Annotated in this window: 18 protein-coding genes; 12 read left to right on the top strand and 6 right to left on the bottom strand. The window is 41.0% G+C overall.

Features of this window, described 5'->3' with window-relative positions:
* Positions 1-2: 2 nt before the first annotated feature.
* The 4 genes from ABZP26_RS02075 to ABZP26_RS02090 are packed head-to-tail and all read left to right on the top strand — an operon-like array spanning position 3 to position 4607.
* Complete coding sequence (locus ABZP26_RS02075; RefSeq protein WP_368485314.1) at positions 3-2675, top strand: phage tail protein; 2673 nt, start codon at positions 3-5, stop codon at positions 2673-2675.
* Positions 2676-2680: 5 nt separating this feature from the next.
* Positions 2681-3172, top strand: coding sequence for an adenine glycosylase (locus tag ABZP26_RS02080; protein ID WP_368485315.1), 492 nt, complete (start codon positions 2681-2683; stop codon positions 3170-3172).
* The gene (locus tag ABZP26_RS02085; protein ID WP_368485316.1) at positions 3172-3861 is read left to right on the top strand and encodes a hypothetical protein; all 690 of its coding nucleotides are present in this window, start codon (positions 3172-3174) and stop codon (positions 3859-3861) included. The genes ABZP26_RS02080 and ABZP26_RS02085 overlap by 1 nt, the downstream gene beginning before the upstream one ends.
* A 2-nt stretch (positions 3862-3863) precedes the next feature.
* Positions 3864-4607 carry a hypothetical protein gene (locus tag ABZP26_RS02090; RefSeq protein WP_290187293.1) on the top strand — a complete coding sequence of 248 codons (744 nt, stop codon included), beginning with the start codon at positions 3864-3866 and terminating at the stop codon, positions 4605-4607.
* Positions 4608-5091: 484 nt separating this feature from the next.
* Here ABZP26_RS02090 and ABZP26_RS02095 read toward each other — a convergent pair whose 3' ends face one another.
* Entirely contained in the window at positions 5092-6171 is a 1080-nt protein-coding gene (locus ABZP26_RS02095) for a site-specific integrase (protein WP_368485317.1), read from the bottom strand.
* Between the two features lie 108 nt (positions 6172-6279).
* On the opposite strand from ABZP26_RS02095, the gene dusA reads away from it, so the two are divergent.
* The 7 genes from dusA to ABZP26_RS02130 all read left to right on the top strand — a co-directional run bounded on the left by dusA (position 6280) and on the right by ABZP26_RS02130 (position 11118).
* Positions 6280-7290, top strand: a complete 1011-nt coding sequence (gene dusA, locus ABZP26_RS02100; RefSeq protein WP_368485318.1) for a tRNA dihydrouridine(20/20a) synthase DusA — start codon at positions 6280-6282, stop codon at positions 7288-7290.
* Between the two features lie 236 nt (positions 7291-7526).
* Complete coding sequence (locus ABZP26_RS02105) at positions 7527-8207, top strand: PspA/IM30 family protein (RefSeq protein WP_033104267.1); 681 nt, start codon at positions 7527-7529, stop codon at positions 8205-8207.
* 10 nt (positions 8208-8217) lie between these two features.
* The gene (locus tag ABZP26_RS02110) at positions 8218-8424 is read left to right on the top strand and encodes a PspC domain-containing protein (RefSeq protein ID WP_013463970.1); all 207 of its coding nucleotides are present in this window, start codon (positions 8218-8220) and stop codon (positions 8422-8424) included.
* A gap of 10 nt (positions 8425-8434) precedes the next feature.
* Positions 8435-8761 (top strand): hypothetical protein, encoded by a 327-nt coding sequence (locus tag ABZP26_RS02115; protein WP_016900286.1) that lies wholly within the window; start codon positions 8435-8437, stop codon positions 8759-8761.
* Positions 8762-8839: 78 nt separating this feature from the next.
* Positions 8840-9349, top strand: coding sequence for a copper chaperone PCu(A)C (locus ABZP26_RS02120; RefSeq protein WP_024601351.1), 510 nt, complete (start codon positions 8840-8842; stop codon positions 9347-9349).
* An 8-nt stretch (positions 9350-9357) separates the two neighbouring features.
* Positions 9358-10344, top strand: a complete 987-nt coding sequence (locus tag ABZP26_RS02125) for a DUF2333 family protein (protein WP_013463973.1) — start codon at positions 9358-9360, stop codon at positions 10342-10344.
* Between the two features lie 3 nt (positions 10345-10347).
* Positions 10348-11118 (top strand): TIGR04219 family outer membrane beta-barrel protein, encoded by a 771-nt coding sequence (locus ABZP26_RS02130; RefSeq protein ID WP_368485319.1) that lies wholly within the window; start codon positions 10348-10350, stop codon positions 11116-11118.
* Between the two features lie 46 nt (positions 11119-11164).
* Here the strand turns inward: ABZP26_RS02130 and ABZP26_RS02135 are convergent, their stop codons facing one another.
* Positions 11165-12046 (bottom strand): TIGR03899 family protein, encoded by an 882-nt coding sequence (locus ABZP26_RS02135; RefSeq protein ID WP_215521916.1) that lies wholly within the window; start codon positions 12044-12046, stop codon positions 11165-11167.
* Entirely contained in the window at positions 12015-12563 is a 549-nt protein-coding gene (locus ABZP26_RS02140) for an SRPBCC family protein (RefSeq protein ID WP_028834533.1), read from the bottom strand. The genes ABZP26_RS02135 and ABZP26_RS02140 overlap by 32 nt, the downstream gene beginning before the upstream one ends.
* A gap of 289 nt (positions 12564-12852) precedes the next feature.
* Between ABZP26_RS02140 and ABZP26_RS02145 the strand changes: the two genes are divergently transcribed.
* On the top strand, positions 12853-15036 hold the full coding sequence (locus ABZP26_RS02145; RefSeq protein ID WP_024601348.1) for a YgiQ family radical SAM protein: 2184 nt from the start codon (positions 12853-12855) through the stop codon (positions 15034-15036).
* 77 nt (positions 15037-15113) lie between these two features.
* Here ABZP26_RS02145 and mgtE read toward each other — a convergent pair whose 3' ends face one another.
* The 3 genes from mgtE to rapZ form a co-directional block, all read right to left on the bottom strand.
* Entirely contained in the window at positions 15114-16472 is a 1359-nt protein-coding gene (mgtE, locus tag ABZP26_RS02150) for a magnesium transporter (RefSeq protein ID WP_013463978.1), read from the bottom strand.
* 139 nt (positions 16473-16611) lie between these two features.
* On the bottom strand, positions 16612-16884 hold the full coding sequence (locus ABZP26_RS02155; protein ID WP_013463979.1) for an HPr family phosphocarrier protein: 273 nt from the start codon (positions 16882-16884) through the stop codon (positions 16612-16614).
* Positions 16885-16902: 18 nt separating this feature from the next.
* Positions 16903-17745, bottom strand: a complete 843-nt coding sequence (rapZ, locus tag ABZP26_RS02160; protein WP_010390558.1) for an RNase adapter RapZ — start codon at positions 17743-17745, stop codon at positions 16903-16905.
* Positions 17746-17754 lie beyond the last annotated feature (9 nt).

A 17754-nucleotide genomic window follows, 5' to 3' on the forward strand; every position in this document is an offset into this window, starting at 1 on the left:
CCATGGCACAAGTTATAACGATTGCCGGCGAAAAGCTATTTGCAGCAAAGGCGCAAGCGAATCAGCAATTAGATATTGATACGTTTATTTTTGCGAACGTGGCTGGGCAAGACTCAACCGCTGCAATTGATCGCAATGAGGAAATTCCAACTGGTTCCGTTGTTTTTCAGCAGGACGTTCAACAAACAGGCCGCATTAACGATAATGTAGTTGTTTACTCTACTGTGTTGGATAGCTTAACGGGTCCGTTTGAATTTAACTGGGTAGGCTTATATTCATCAGTTAACCAAACATTAGTTGCTATTAGCCATGTACCTACCGTTGCAAAAACGATTACTGCGCCAGGTAGTGCTGGTAATACGCTAAATCGTAACTTTGGCATTGAGTACTCAGGCATAGCTGATTTGGCAGGTATTAGCGTATCGCCAGAAACATGGCAGCTTGATTTTAGTGCCCGTTTAAGCGGCATGGACGAGCTAACTCGCCAGCTAGCTAGTGATATGAACGGCAAAGATTGGTTTATTGATGATGGTTTTAAAGTAGTTTCGCGCTCAACCGCCAATACATTTAGCGTAACACCGGGCATAGGCTATGTAAGTGGCCTGCGTGTGGAATTAAAGAATGAGCAAATATTAACTTTGCAAAGTTATCCGCAATTTGTATATGTAGATGCCTACTTTGATGGAAATGCGTCTAGTACATGGAAACCAAAAGTTGCGTTTACGGTTTCTGATGCGGAAATAGATGATTACATTGATGTGAATGGCACACAGCATTATGTACTTAAGATAGCGAAGATAACTGCTTTAGATGCGATTGACGACCTGCGAAATATAAATGGGTTAAAACAGCAAATTGAAAACCATATTAATGAAACTGAAAGCGCCCACAAAGCAAGCGCTATCTCTTTGGCTGTTAAAGCAAATGTGACTGTGAAACCCACGACGCTACAAGACACACTTGATTGGTATGGTGTGTATGTGGCGCAGTTTATTCGTTTGGGTGATGAAACGATAAGTGATGCGTTTAACAGAGCGTTAGATTATTGCCGAAGTGTGCCGTATAAAGGCACCCGCATTATATTCCCAAGAGGGCAGCTTTATAAATACGATGATGATCACAGAATCGGAAACTTGTCTCACTGCGTTATTGATTTAAACGGCAGTAAAGTACAAAGGCGTAGTGCTTCTACATTCTCGTCGACAACAACACAAATAATACCATCTGGTACGAGTTTAAATGCGCGAGAAATTTATGTAGCCGATGCGAGTAAGTTTAAAGTTGGTGATTTTGTTTATTCCATTAAGGGAGTTGGTTTAGACAATATAAGCTCGGATGCACGTGAAATATTGAGCATTGATGGTAATAAATTAACTATATCTGGTGCCTTTTATTACAAAGGAACTGAATATGGCAGTAATACGCCGACTGGTGCGATTATTTGTAAGCGAGTTAACTTTATTGGCAGTGGAGGTAGTTCGTTTGAAAGTACTATAAATGATAAGTTTGTAGTGTGTAACGGCGAAATAGACGGAAACGCAGCAGGCCAACCCTCTCAAGCATGGGTATTTAATTCTGAGATAGTGCTTATGTCTAATAAGGGCGCTATCCATAACATGACGATTCGTAATACAGCTGCTGAATGTATTGTTGGCCACGGTTTAGATGTAAGCAACAATCAGTTTTTCGATTTGGGCGGTTCTTGTTTTCATACTTCTGTACATGACAATGGATTACCAATTACAGGTGGTTCATGGTTTAGAGAAAACCAGTGTGAAAGAACGAACCTTGCAACTCAGGCTGTGAGTGGCCATGCGGAAGGACTTGTAACATTTAGTTGGGGAGCCGGCCGCTTAGTTGTAGCTAATAATATTTGTAAAGACGGAACGGAGCCGTTTTTAGGTACATTTGGCTCGCCAGCAGAAGACAACCCCGATAAGTATTTGGTTGTTCATAATAATATAGTTGAGCGATTCCCAACGTTTATGAACTATTTGGCGGCAGATGCTTTAGGCGTTTCACTTACAGACAATATACTGATAGAAACAGGTGTTAAGCCTCAAGTTCAAGAAGCTATATACGCTAACCCTTCTATTAAATGTAGCGGTAATATTTCTGTGGGTAGTAATGGGCGCCCTACACTTGAAAACGTATCTCGCGATGAGCGGTTGGCAATTGGTAATGATGTACAATTGCAAGCTAGACAAAGAGCGGTAATTAGTGACCCAGGCGCACATGAAGGGCTAAACTTGGCTTACACGCCAAACCCTATTAACGCACAGTTTGTATTACAGGGTTTTAATACAATTACGGAAGATGCAGTGCGTGTTAACAGAAATTACAAAAGAAGTTTATACACGGCGGGAGGGAATGCATCAGGCACGTTTACTGAATATTGGACGGATGAAGATCTTAACCTTGGATACCTTATAAACCCGAGTTCGGGTGCGGGCGGTAATTTTTCATGGGCTACTTATAATGGTGGTGTGCGTAAACACTTATCGATTGATGATGAAGGTGTATCTTTTAATGGAATGCAGTATGGGCGAGCTACTTATTATGGAGAAAAGGATGTTGATGGTAGTTGGCGTGTGATGATATTGGGAGGAGATTTAGTTCATCAAAAAAGAGTAGCAGGGAACTGGGTAACCAAACAAACTGTTGCTGGACAATAGTTGATATGCTTACCCTTAACTCGCTATCAATAACACTTAAGTCACTTCGCATTACGGCAAGTCAAGAGCTTGCCAGCGAAGACGCCAGTGGCCAATCATCAAGTACTGATCAGGCTGAAACCGGTATTAAGGCTAAAACGTTGGCTGTGAGTGGTTTTTTACCTTTCACTATGGCTGATAACTTGGCCGATTTGTTTAATTTAGCCGAAGCGACTGAGGGCGGAGCGCGTGTTATTTATCGTATAAGTAATCGCACAGCAAATACGCTGGGGGTTAAGCAAGTGCGTTTTAGCAGCAAAATTGAAGCGGTAGAGCAAGAAACTACCCGACAATGGGCAGTGAACTTTACGCTTAGTGAGTGCAGGTCGGTGCCTGAAAAAGTAGAGGAACGTGCTCCCCAAGCACAAGCTAATCAGCAAGGCGGTGAAAGCGAAGTGCAATACGCTAATTTACAACAGCACCTTCAAGATAACTTTGCAAAACTGAGAACTGCATAATGGCTACCGCTAATGCTCGCTTTATTGCTCGCGCTCATATCAATAGTAAAAAAGTTGATATGAAAGATCACTGGGTTGTGCTGCAGGCATCAACACCAGGTAACTGCCAAATAACCGTTAATCAAAAGGTTGATAAGTTAGCACCGGTGACGGTTGATTTAGGTTGGGGCGATATGATTGACCGCGTATTTAACGGCTATGTTGAACGTGTACTACCTGCAGTTAATGGCTGGTTTACGCTTTTTTGCCGTGAGTGGTCGGCATCACTCGCTTATAATTTAAGTGTAATGCTAAGGCATCCAACTATGCGCCAAGTGCTTAATGAAATAACAGCACAAACGGGTGTTGAGTTTGTAATACCCGATAAAACCTATGCTGATACGGCCATACCGTGTTTTTACTCTGATAGTTCAGGCTATGCCATGTTAAACAACATAGGCCGCGCGTTCCGCATTGCTGATTTTGTGTGGTATCAACAAGGTAACGGCAAAGTGTTTGTTGGTAGCTATGCTGATTCGTTTTGGTTTGATAAACCTGTGACAATAGCAAAAGAACTCATGACCGATCATCAAGCTGGCAAAACCGCAAAAATGCCAGCCGCTCCAATGATACGCCCAAACGTTACAGCCAATAACGAACGTATAACCGCCGTTGAGTTTCAAGGCACAAACATGCAAATAAGTTGGTAACAATGGAAAAAGCGATATTAAGAATTGTGCGTCGGTTGTTTCCAGAACTAACCGGCCAATTACATTTACCGCGATGGGGTAGAGTAGTTGCTTTGCCAGAACTACCGGCCATCGATGGCGAACGCGGTAGCGATGCATTCTACCCACGTTATGCGGTAAACGTGCAGCTCATTGACGAAAACGGCACAGACACCAAATCAAAACCACTTCAAGCCGTGCCACTTCCATTACCAGGTGCAGGCGATAAAGCAGGGCGACTAGAACCGCCGGCTATTAATTCAATTGTAGAAATTGGCTTTGCCTATGGCCGAGCCGATAAACCATTCATTAGAGCTGTATTGCCCTTTGGTTGGGACTTACCTGCAATCAAAGAGGGTGAAACCCGTACTCAAGTACGTGAAGGTGTTTATCAGCATATTGATGATCAAGGGAACTTTGAAAACAAAACAGATGAATCATTAAAAGAAATCATTGGCAAATTAGCAGAGCTACAGTGTGAAACACGCAAAGTAATAGCAACCAAAGAGCAAGAGCATAAGAGCCCTAAAACGTGGGTAGGTAGCGACAGCGAGAACGTACTTAAATTACTATCAGAACTAATGGCAACAGTAAAAGATATAGCAACAGAATGCGCAACCCATAAGCACACAACCACAATGCCCCCGCCGATAACTGCAGCAGTATTCACAAGTAAAGCAGGTGAGGCAAGCGGTCAAAAATCTAGGCTAGACCCAATAACAAAGTAACATACAAGCAACCCAAACAAGCCCAGCAACACGCTGGGCTTTTTAGTGTCCGCCACTCGCTGCAGTAAAATTATCCCTGTCTATGTTGGCCAGCGATGTTCTAGCCACGGAAACTAGCCCCACACAGAATGTATGCCACGAAATCCGCACTCTTCCTCACCCTCCTGCGCGCTCTTTACCGTTATTTTTTTACAGTTTTAAAGTGCTTCATTTAAACCGCCAGCCAGCGCCCTATATAAGGTTCTTAGCAGATCAAGGATCTGAAAAGATCGTGATTAATTTCACTGTTTTACAGTTTAACCGACTGTAATTTATAAAGAATTAAAAATAATGAAACTAATAAACAATAACTTAGCTCGTTTACGTGAGGTTTTAAAGATCAGAGTGGTTTTTGTAAGTGTTAGTAAAATCATTACAAAACAATAAGTTAAACAAAAACAAAAATGAAATTTAAAAAGGCGAATTTGCGTAAGAAATTTACACGTTATTCATCAGATGAAAACTTATCATGCAATTTATGCGGGAATAATTGCGTATAAACTTGCCATAAAATATTTAAATTACGGTGGCCTGTTACTTGGGCCACTTCCTCTATTGAATAACCTTTTTCGAATAAACGGCTAGCACCTTCGCGACGTAAATCATGATAGCGTAAATCCTCAATACCTAACGAATTACGCACACGTTGGAAACCAGCAGTAACCGATCGTGAGTTATACGGAAATATCAAATCATCATTTTTAGGCTGTTGCATAACAATATCAAATGAGCCAGCAAGCAAAGGCACAATCATGTGATTGCCTTCTTTTTTACGTGGGTCTTTTCTATCGCGGACTAAAATAGTTTTGTGATCTTCGTTTAAATCTTCCCAGCGTAGCTTGCAAACTTCACCAATACGCATGCAGGTTAAAATACTAAAATCTAAAATATCTAAAAAAGGAATCCGTACTTTACCGTTTGGCCTGTAGTCCATGCGTTCCTTTAAGCCTTCACGCAATTTATCTAATTCATTATCAGTAGGGCGGCGTGTTCGCTTTTGGCTTTTGCCAACTAACCCCATTTCGATTAGCACCGGCACTGCGTCTTCAAATATTTTATGGTTAGCATCAATATTCCATACTGGCCCCGCCTTTTTCATAACGCTGCGCAAATATGCAATATCATGATAAATAGTCGCTGGCCCTGCACCAGCGCTACGCCTATTTTTACAATGCTCAATTAAATCACTAGTGCGTAACTCATTTGATAAAACCGATGCTATGTCGCAATCAATCAGCATCTTAATAACAAACTGTTTAGTACGCCCCGTAGCATTCCATAAATCATGGTTTTCATAATACATATTCATGAGGGTGCCTAGGGTGACCGCTTGTTTTGTTTCAGTCACCCTCGATTGCTCAATATCGTTAACTTGTTTCTTGCCCCAACTCTCAGCCAACACTCTTTTACTGAATGTTTTACTTTCATTGTGTATAATCTTACCCTTAGATTTCTCGCGTACTACGCACTTATAGCGGTAGTCGCCTGAAGCAAGACGGCGTTTTTCGATATTATATGAAGCCATGATTTAACCCTAAGTTATTGATCAGTCCAACCCCGCAAGGGTGACTATAGGGTGACTGTATATCGAAACTCGCGGCGGTTCAAGGCAATTCAAGGCAATTCAGACTATATGAGTAACACACTAAATAAGGGCTCTAGCCCAGTAATAGCAAGTAATACAGGGTTTAGACGCTTTAGCGTGGCACCGATGCTCGATTGGACTGATCGCCATTGTCGTACGTTTCATCGTAAAATGACAAAGCACACCGTGCTCTACACTGAAATGATCACCACAGGTGCTATTTTGTTTGGCCGTGGCGACTATTTGCACTTTAATCAACATGAAGGCCCAGTAGCGCTGCAGCTGGGGGGCTCAGATCCGCAAGCGCTAGCACAGTGTGCCAAGCTTGCAGGTGAGCGCGGTTATGATGAAATAAACCTTAACGTAGGTTGTCCGTCTGATCGTGTGCAAAATGGGCGTTTTGGTGCCTGTTTAATGGCAGAGCCCGAGCTTGTGGCAGAGTGTGTTGCTGCAATGAAAAGTGAAGTCAGTATTCCTGTTACGGTAAAAACGCGCATTGGTATTGATGAGCAAGATTCCTATGAATTTTTATGTGCGCTTATTGAAGCATCGCATAAAGTAGGCTGTGATGATTTTATTATTCATGCCCGTAAGGCATGGCTAAAGGGGTTGAGTCCAAAAGAAAATCGCGAAGTTCCTGAGCTTAACTACCCCCGCGTTTATCAGCTTAAAAAAGATTATCCACAACTTGATTTAAGTATTAATGGCGGTGTTAAAACCATTGAGCAAAGCCTTGAGCATTTACAGTACATAGATGGAGTGATGGTTGGCCGAGAGGCTTACAGCAATCCATTTATGCTAAATGAAGTTGATGAAAAAATATATGGTGATGCTGCTAATACTCAGTCACGTCATGATGTTGTGCGCTCTATGTATGATTACATTGAAGAAGAGATGCGTTTAGGCGCTAACTTTTGGCATGTTGCTCGCCATATGTTGGGTATTTTTCAGGGACAACCCGGTGCGCGTGGTTTTAGACGCCATTTATCTGAAAATGGCCATGGCAAGCAAGCTGATTTGAGTGTTATGGATAAAGCACTAAGTTACGTACCCGAATAACAGATCCTCTGTATAGAAAAAAGCCACCTCAGGTGGCTTTTTTTGATCCCAAATTTTGGTCAAAAGTTTAATTTATTAGCCAATTCGACTTAATTTCATTCAGTGGTGAGTCATTAATTTACCTACTTAAAATAACTTAACCACATGATATTTAATGAAAATAAAACCATTTTAAGTTGTTGGCATAACTCTTGGAATCCTGTTGATGTATAAATAAAAATCATCAGGAGAATAACATGGGCATATTTAACCGCGTAAACGACGTCATTCAAGCAAATATCGTAGCTATGCTTGATAAAGCAGAAGACTCAGAAAAGTTACTCAATTTAATGCTTACTGAAATGCAAGAAGCGCTTAATGAGTGTCGTAGTACGGCAGCTGCACTTTTATGTGAAGAAAAGAGCATTAAACGTCAAATAAGTAACAAACAGCAAGCGCTCGCAAATTGGCAATTAAAAGCTGAGCATGCTGTGGCAAAAAATCGTGACGATTTAGCTAAATCAGCATTAGCCGAAAAACACACAGTTGAACAAAGCATAGGGTGCTTGCAAACGCAGCTTGAAACATTGCAGCAATCAATTGTAAAAATCACAGAAGACTGCGAGCGCTTACAACAAAAAATGATGCAGGCAAAAGCAAAACAAGCACAACTTACAAAGCGTGAAAACGTAGTTGAAGCAAGGGCAAAAATAAATACGCAACTACAAAGCGATAAAGTGGCTTTTGCCTTATCACGATTTGAGCAAATAGAGCGCCGCGTTGAAAGTGTAGAGTCGCAAGTTGAAGCGTATGAGCTCACAGATACTGCGAGCAATACAGCTATGCAAATTGAGTCACTGGTTAAAAACGAAAAAATTGATGCAGAACTGGCTAGTTTAAAAGCAAGTTTAAATACTGCTAATAAACAAACAGCTTAAGGAGATTGTTATGAATAGTTTTAATACACACCGTCGTTGGTACAAAAATACGCTTAACAAAAAAATATCAGGCGTCTGTAGTGGGTTAGCTTACCGACTAGACTTTCCGGTATGGTCTACTCGCTTAGTGACTGTTTTATTATTTTTAAGTTTTCCGTTTGCAGTGGCGCTAGGTTATTTAATTGCTCACTGTTGCCTTGAAGAAAAAGCAGTGTAAGGAGAGTAGCATGAAAACATTCGCCGTGTGCCTAGTTATTGTTGCGTTGTTTTTAATTAATAGCGGTTCAATTATTCACTTTGATGTGTGGCAGTTTCCGCTATGGATCTCAGATATTAGCTGGACAGGTATAGAGCTCATTGGTGCATTAGTTGCTATTATCGTTGTTATTGCGATTGTTGCTTTAGTGACGATGGGGTTAGTTGGCGCGGCGATGGTGGCACTGGCTGGTACTATTTTAGCTTTTTTATTCGGATCATTGATGATTGCTTGGCCGTTATTGTTTGTAGCAGGGCTGTGTTGGTTAATCGCAGATAACAAAAAAGTCGTCTCTTGAGCTTAAATTAGCTGCCTAACATAAGGGAATTATGATAAATTTGAACTATATTTTTTTGTTTTAACAAGGATTTTACTGATGATTAAACAATGTATTTCGATAGCAAGTGCATTAATGGTGGGTGTTTTTTCGTCTTCGTTAATGGCGCACGAAGGACATGAACACGATAGTGTTGTTGCGCAGCTACAAGTAACACATGCGCAAGTAAGAGAGTTTTTGCCGGCAACCAAAGCCAGTGTGGCTTACTTTAGTATTAAAAACCACAGCAATGTACCAGCAACGTTGACTAAAGCGACAATTGATGGCCTAGGGCGTGTTGAAATTCATGAGCACGTTCACGCTGACGGTATGATGAAAATGCAAAAAGTCGAATCATTGCTTATTAAAGCTCACCAACAACTCGATTTTAAGCCAGGCAGCTATCATTTAATGGTGTTTGAACCACAAGAACCGTTAAAAGTAGGTCAAGAACGTAAACTCACGCTATATTTTGAAGACGGGAACCGAGTATTTACCAATGCAAAAGTCGTTTCGTTAGCCTCACAAGCAGAGCCGGTAAAAGCATCGAAAGATCATAGTCATCATTAGGAGGATAAATGTCACAGCATAAAGGAAAAATAATAACGGCACTGGTACTGTTATTTGTCGTGTTTTACGCCATTGCAGTGTACTGGAGTATAGAGCCTTCACGTTTTGATGTTGTGCAAAATGCTAAGCAACAAGCGCAGCAACGCAGTGAAAAACTAGTCACAGGTTATGTAACAACTTCAACACTCATCACTGTAGCTGATACGCTTTTAACTAAATCAGGCGGTTACTTATCAAATGATGTGCTACCACCGAGCGTAATAATGGACAATATGCCGGCCTGGGAGTATGGTGCGCTGGAAATGGTGCGTGATTTAGCGTTGTCTATGCGAAAAGATTTTAGCCGCTCACAATCGCAATCAACTGAACACGAAGCGCTCAAAAAAGCTCAGCCACAATTTAATATCAGCTCTGAAGCATGGGCATGGCCAAGTGCTGAGGGTGAATACCAAAAAGGGATTGATTATTTAATGGTATATCGTTCTCAAATAGCCAATCAGCATGAGCGCGATAGCCAATTTTACTCTCGTGCAGATAACCTACGCAGTTGGTTAAAAGAAGCTGAAAAGCGTTTAGGCAGCTTAAGTCAGCGTTTAAGTGCAAGCGTGGGTCAAGATAAGGTTAACACTGACCTCGCCGGTAACTCTTCAAATACACAGGCCACCTATACGCCTTTACAACAACAAATAAAAACATCATGGTGGGAAATTGATGATGTATTTTATGAGTCACGTGGGGCCACTTGGGCTTTACTGCACTTTTTACAGGCGGTTGAATATGATTTTGCCGATGTGCTTGATAAAAAGAACGCCCGTGTCAGCTTGCAACAAATTATACGCGAGCTTGAAGCAACCCAAGAAACGGTATGGAGCCCAATGATTTTAAACGGTAATGGATTTGGTTATGTCGCCAACCATTCACTTGTTATGGCAAATTATATTTCTAGAGCCAATGCGGCACTTATTGAACTCAGCGAATTATTAGCGCAAGGATAAAAAATGAAAAAGTATTGTATAGCAGCAGCCTTATCAATGGCATGTTTAGCCCCTGTAGCACAAGCCGACACTGTATTGGGCTTATATGTAGGGGTTGATGGTTGGAAAGCAGATAATGACGGTAGCTTTTCTGATAACAATAACGCCCTGCAAAACTTCAACTTTGAAGATGAAACTTTTGTAAGTTATTACGCTGCGCTTGAGCACCCAGTGCCATTAGTGCCAAATTTAAAGTTAAAATACACTGAGCTTGAATTAAACGGATCAACAGTGCTTGAAGACACATTTAGCTTTAACGGTACTGATTATGTTGTAGGCACTGATGTTAATTCAGTGACTGACTTATCGCATATTGATTATATTTTTTACTACGAGATTTTTGATAACGATTTAATCTCAATTGATTTAGGTCTTAATGCTAAGCAGTTTGATGGTGAGCTTGTTGTAACAGGTACATCACAACAAGGTGGCGCTAACTTTACTGAAATCGAAGAGTTCTCTGGTGTTGTGCCGTTAGTATATGGACGTTTTGAAGCGGGTTTACCATTTAGTGGTTTAAGTGTTTTTGCTGAAGGCAGCTTTTTAGCCATAGATGACAGCAAAGTACAAGATTACCAAATGGGTATTGCTTGGGAGTTTATTGATAACCTAGCGGTTGATGTTGCGGTTAAAGCGGGCTACCGCTCTATGGTTTTAGAACTTGATGATGTAGATGATATTAATACTGATATTGATGCATCAGGGCCATTTGCGGGCATACAAGTTCACTTTTAAGCACCGATTAGTTTAATGAAAAGCCACCTTGTGTGGCTTTTTTTAGTTATTTTGAAGTGTGCCACACTAATTCAAACTCCCCTTCAAATGCTGAACCAATTAACTGTTTGTACACCTTGTTAATCGGGTAGTTCATTAATCTAAATAGTTCATCACCTGTTTGAGTAAACTTATAATAGCTAAGCACCAAATCGTTACTTTTTGCTTTTAAGGTTAGTTTTTGTGATAAAAAGGATAGGGTGAACTCTTGTCCTACTTTTAATGCCGCTGACTCTATTTCTTTACGATACAGCAAGTTTAAATCCATTAAAGTTAGTACGTCTGGAAAGCTCACGCCGCTTTTACCTATGCTTAATGACACTTTATTACCTTTACCTAGTAAATCAAATAACGAGGGTTTTTTGTAATACCCCAAGAATATTAGGTGGCTGCTATCCTTTTCGTTATACCCAGAAATAGACACGCACTTTCTTAATGAATCGGCTTCGCGCTGGGTCATGTGCTTGAGTGTTTGTAAACTTTTAATAGAAAAAGTACCTGGGCTAATGGTTTCGCCAGTAAAAATTTTTGCCCATAACACTTGCATAGATTGATTTGAGGTATCTTCACATAAGGCTATAAAGTGCTCTACCCAATCAGCATCGGGCTGTTTGGCGCAAGCAACATCAGGACAAAACTCCATTGCTAAGGCTAAAATAGTCTCAATATTTTGTTGCTGTTTAATCAGTAGTAAGTCTTGTCTTTTTTGAGCACGCGCTAAAATTGAATGCTCGCTATTAATACTATAAAGCGATTTGGCTTTACCTTGAGGATTATAGGTTTTTTCATCAATGGCAGGCATATTACTCACTTTTGTGACCGAGTAACCTAGCAGTGACTCAATAATATTGGCAAGTTTAATCCTGGCTTGTGCGGTTTTGACTGTCATGGCTTTCCATTATTGCTTGTGCATCACTGAGTTGAGCGACCGTTTTTAAGTTATTTAGCCCTAGGGTCACTATATTACCTAATATATTTTCAGCAAATATAGCAACGTACCCAGAAATAAGCGGCATCGTTGCTTGTCCTTCTATATGCCACGTGACGGTTTTTGTGTGCGGGCTAAATAGCAATTTGCTAGTGATAATATGCTCTTGATTAAATAACACACTAAATACAACTTCATTATCGCTTAATGACGATATTGTCATTTCGCCTTTGCCCCATTTACCTTCCCAAGATTGGTAGGCTCCTGCGCCAGAGCTCGGTTCTCCAATATTAAACTTAATATTAGGGTCTATTTGTTGCCACGGCGACCATTTATACCACTGGGTAAAGTCCTCAACTAATGACTTTATTACGGGAGCGCGTGCGTTAATCTTTATACTTTTTTGCACATGATAATTTTGTGGTAACAATAATCCAACGACAACAAAAACCAGGAGTAAAATGATTGAAAACTGCATTATTTTTTTAAGTAGTTTAATAGGTATTCCTCATCTATTTTAATTTACAGCGTCTATCAATTATTAATTATTTAATAGTTTAACGAAGTCGCGGTTGCTTTTGATCTATTTTATCTACCTTGTATTATTCCAAAAGCAGACATTAGCCGTAATAAGTTTAGATGATTTATTAGTTTTAGTAATGCCATAAAGGTAAACAATTTTTAATCAGCGCTTTCATTTTGTGCTATATCAACGGGGATGTCGATAGGGTATAATTCGCGCCTTTTGTTATTGAACGGCCAATTTTATGAGCACATTAAAAGCTGAACGCGCCTTATTCTCATACCCCAAGTATTGGGCTGAGTGTTATGGCACAGCTCCATTTTTACCAACAACACGCGAAGAAATGGACGCGCTTGGCTGGGATAGCTGCGATATTATTATTATTAGCGGTGATGCTTATGTAGACCATCCTAGTTTTGGGATGGCCGTAATTGGCCGAGTGCTAGAAGCGCAAGGTTTTAGAGTGGGTATTATTGCTCAACCAGATTGGAACTCTAAAGATGCGTTTATGGCATTGGGTAAGCCTAACTTATTTTTTGGTATTACAGCCGGTAATATGGACTCGATGATCAATCGTTACACCGCTGAAAAACGAATGCGCCATGATGACGCATACACACCAGGAAATGTCGGCGGTAAACGCCCAGATCGCGCAGTGATCATTTATTCACAACGCTGTCGTGAAGCCTACAAAGATGTGCCATTAGTGTTAGGGGGCATTGAAGCCAGTCTGCGCCGTATTGCTCATTATGATTACTGGCAAGAAAAAGTACGTCGTAGCGTATTATTTGACGCTAAAGGCGATATTTTAATTTATGGTAATGCCGAACGCCCGTTAGTTGAAGTAGCGCATCGTATCGCTGCCGGTGAAACCATCGATACCATACAGGATGTTAGAGGCACGGCAGTTATTCGTAAAGAGCCTTTACCTGGTTGGCGTGGCAGTGACTCAACAGCCATTGATAAAATTGGTAAAATAGACCCTATTCCTAATCCTTATGGCGCGGATGATGTGGGCTGTGCTAAATCAGAATTTAAGCAAGCCGGCATCGATTTACAAGCAGAAGCTGCAAAACCAATTACCATCCAGCCTGCTCGTCCTAAGCCGTGGGAAAAAACTTACGTTAAACTGCCGGCATTTGAGCAGGTTAGCGTTAATAAGCCTTTGTATGCCCATGCATCACGTATTTTACATCAAGAAACCAACCCAGGTTGTGCAAGGGCGTTATTTCAGCGTCATGGCGATCGTTCTATTTGGGTGAATCCGCCGGCTTATCCGCTTGAAACTCAGGAAATGGATGACGTGTTTGGTTTACCTTACCAGCGTATACCACATCCAAGTTATGGCGATGATAAAATCCCTGCTTACGATATGATTAAAACGTCGGTAAATATTATGCGCGGCTGTTTTGGCGGCTGTTCGTTTTGTTCTATTACCGAGCATGAGGGGCGCATAATACAAAGCCGTTCTCAAGAATCGATTATCGAAGAAATTGAACAAATTAGAGATAAAGTGCCGGGCTTTACGGGGGTTATTTCTGATTTAGGTGGGCCAACTGCAAATATGTACAAACTGCGTTGTACCAGCAAAAAAGCAGAGAGTACGTGCCGTCGCTTGTCGTGTGTGTATCCTGATATTTGTAAGCATATGGATACCGATCACACACCCACTATCGACTTATATAAAAAGGCGCGTGAGGTTAAAGGGATCAAAAAGATCTTAATTGCTTCGGGCGTGCGTTATGACCTTGCAGTACGTGATCCTCGTTACGTTAAAGAGCTAGTAACCCATCATGTTGGTGGATATTTAAAAATAGCACCTGAGCACACAGAAGATGGCCCATTATCAAAAATGATGAAACCAGGTATGGGCGCCTATGATGAATTTAAAGCGTTATTTGATAAGTACTCAAAAGAAGCGGGTAAAAAGCAGTATTTAATTCCATACTTTATTTCTGCTCACCCGGGGACTAAAGATGAAGACATGGTAAACATGGCTTTATGGTTGAAATCGAATGATTTTAAGCTTGATCAGGTACAAAATTTTTATCCATCACCGATGGCCAACGCAACCACCATTTACCACACAGAAATGAACTCGCTACGTAATATTAAAAATAATACGGAGCAAGTACCTGTGCCTAAGGGAGCGCGCCAACGTCGTTTGCATAAAGCGATTTTACGCTATCACGATCCTGCCGGTTGGCCAATGATCCGCGAAGCCCTGCGTAACATGGGCAAAGCCAAGCTTATTGGTAAAGGACCTAACTGTTTAGTCCCTGAAGAAGGACGAGATGAAAGACAAACCAAAGGCGGAAAAGGTAACAAGGGCGGTCGTCCTGCGCTGACTCGTCATACTGGCTTTAGCCAGTTTAAAAAAGCCAACACTAAACCTAAGGTAGGTGGTAATCGCCAACGCGCTAAGTAGCCTTAACTTATGTAAAGTAACTATCGGCTTAAACAAAAACACCGCGTATTGATGCGGTGTTTTTGTTTATAAAAAGATTAAATCAATAACCAAGTCGCAGTACCTAAGAAGGCAAATATACCAACAATATCAGTTACCGTGGTTAGTACCACACTGCCTGCAAGTGCTGGATCTATTTTCATTTTTTTAAGCAATAGTGGGATACTAGCACCCGCAATACCTGCTGCAACTAAATTCATAAACATAGCAAACGCTAAAACACCACCGAGTTTGAAATCCCATTGCCAAAGCGCAACGACACCGGCAATTAGGATAGACCAAACCATACCGTTAATCGCGCCGATAGCGAGTTCTTTTAATAATAAAAAACGTTGGTTAGTTTGGTTGATATGGCCCACCGCGATACCGCGAATAACCAAAGTTAAGGTTTGGCTGCCTGCAACCCCACCCATTGACGGGACAATACCATTGAGCACAGCAAGAATTGGTAATATAGCTAAGGTGTTTTCAAAAAAGCTCGCCACAATTGCAGCCAGCAATGCAGTTAGTAAGTTTACACCCAGCCAAATTGAGCGCTTTTTAGAGCTTTTCAACACAGGTGCAAAGGTATCTTCTTCATCATCTAAACCCGCTAAACCCAGTAAACTGTGCTCAGCGTCTTCACGAATAACATCAACGATATCATCAATGGTGATCCGCCCAAGCAAGTGTGCGTTGTCATCAACAACCGGTGCCGATATCCAGTTATGACGCTCAAACAATTGTGCAACTTCGCTCTCATCCATTGAAATAGGAATAGACTCACAGTCTTCATCCATTAACTCATGAACAATTTTTTCAGGGGGATTAGTTAATAAAGTACTCAGCGATAGGGCGCCTAAAAAGCAGTTATTTTCATCAACCACATATAAGTCATCTGTACCCTCAGGTAATTCGCCGCGTAAGCGAATATAACGCAGTACCACATCTAGAGTCACATCGGGGCGAATAGTAACGGTATCTATATTCATCAATGCGCCAGCAGAGCGCTCTTGATACGATAAAGCCTGCGTTGCACGTTCTCTATCTTGAATATCCATAGCGCTAACAACATCTTTATAAACGGTGTCAGGTAGGCTACGTAGTACTTCCCCTAAGTCATCATGGCCCATGTCTTCGGTTGCGGCAGCAATGTGCTCGGGTGCCATTTGCGCAATAATACCCAAACGTACATCTTCAGACAGCTCTTCAAGCACATCACCTTGTACATCAGGATCAACAAGCTGCCAGAGCATACGGCGAATTTTATGCGGGGATGATTCTAAAAGAAGTGCGGTATCACAAGGCGCCGTTTTTGCCAGCATGCGTCTAACTTGAACAAATTGACCACTATTTAGTGACTTAGTCACCTGTTTTAGTTGTTGTAGTGGAATATCTTGTTCTAAAGCTTCAGGCATTGGCGTCCTTAATTAAATTGTATTACATGCTGGAAGGGTATAAATGCTATTCAATTTTAGTTTATCTTACTTTATGTGAGCAAACTACCTCAACCACTATTAACCTAAGCTTAGGATGATGAGTTAATAATGAACTTTTTTATTCTTGCTCATTAAATCGTTGGTCAATTAGTTCACCTATTGCGCTAAGTGCAGGCTCAGCGTCGGGGCCTTCGCATACCACCTTAACTTCTTTGCCTTGGCTACTTTCGAGCAACATAAGTGCCAGCACGCTATCGCCAGCGGCCTGTTTGTCATCTTGAAATAAAGTGATTGTGGCATCAAATTGCACAGAAAGCTGAGCTAATACTGTCGCCGCTCTAGCGTGTAATCCTAATTTGTTTTTTATTAAAAATGTATTTTCTAAGCGCATGACATCTTCTCGCAAGCTTTATTCTTGTTCTCGGTGGCGAATTTTTACATTAGGATGGCTCATTGCAAAGCTTTCACCAATGGTTTGCGCTAAATAAACAGAGCGGTGTTGCCCACCAGTACAGCCAATTGCAATGGTTAAGTAGCTGCGGTTATTTCGTTCTAAATGCGGCAACCATGTTTGCACAAATGTTTGAATTTGCCATGTAAATTTTTGCACTATACTGTGACTTGCTAGGTAGTCTTTTACTGGTTGGTCCAGCCCTGTAAGTGGCTTAAGTTCAGGCTCCCAATGCGGGTTTGGTAAAAAGCGGGCATCGAATACGTAATCTGCTTCTTTAGGGATGCCGTGTTTAAAACCAAATGACTCAAAGGTAATGATCAGTTGTTTATCTTTTTTTCCGAGTATTTTTTCACGAATAGACTCAGCAAGCTGATGCACACTTAAATCTGTGGTATCAATCATATAATCAGCACGATTAATCAATACATCAAGCAGTTGTTTTTCTTTTTTTATGGCTAAATCAAGCGGCAAAGAATCAATAGATAAAGGGTGGAGACGTCGCGTTTCTGAAAAACGTTTTATTAATGTTTGATCGTCACTGTCTAAATAAAATACCGTTGGTTTAGTAAAACCAGGTAAATATTCAATGATTTCATTAAACTGCTGTTGCTCTTTAGGTAGGTTACGTACATCAACACTCACGGCAATTTTATTATAACTGTCGGAAACACTGCGCACTAATGATGGTAATAAATTAAGAGGAATATTGTCTACACAATAATAACCTAAGTCTTCCACAACGCGTAACGCCACAGATTTACCTGACCCTGAACGACCGCTTATAATTATTAATTCCATTTATCACCT

Origin of the sequence: Pseudoalteromonas sp. SD03 (genome assembly GCF_040937955.1) — a bacterium.
Lineage (GTDB): Bacteria > Pseudomonadota > Gammaproteobacteria > Enterobacterales > Alteromonadaceae > Pseudoalteromonas > Pseudoalteromonas tetraodonis.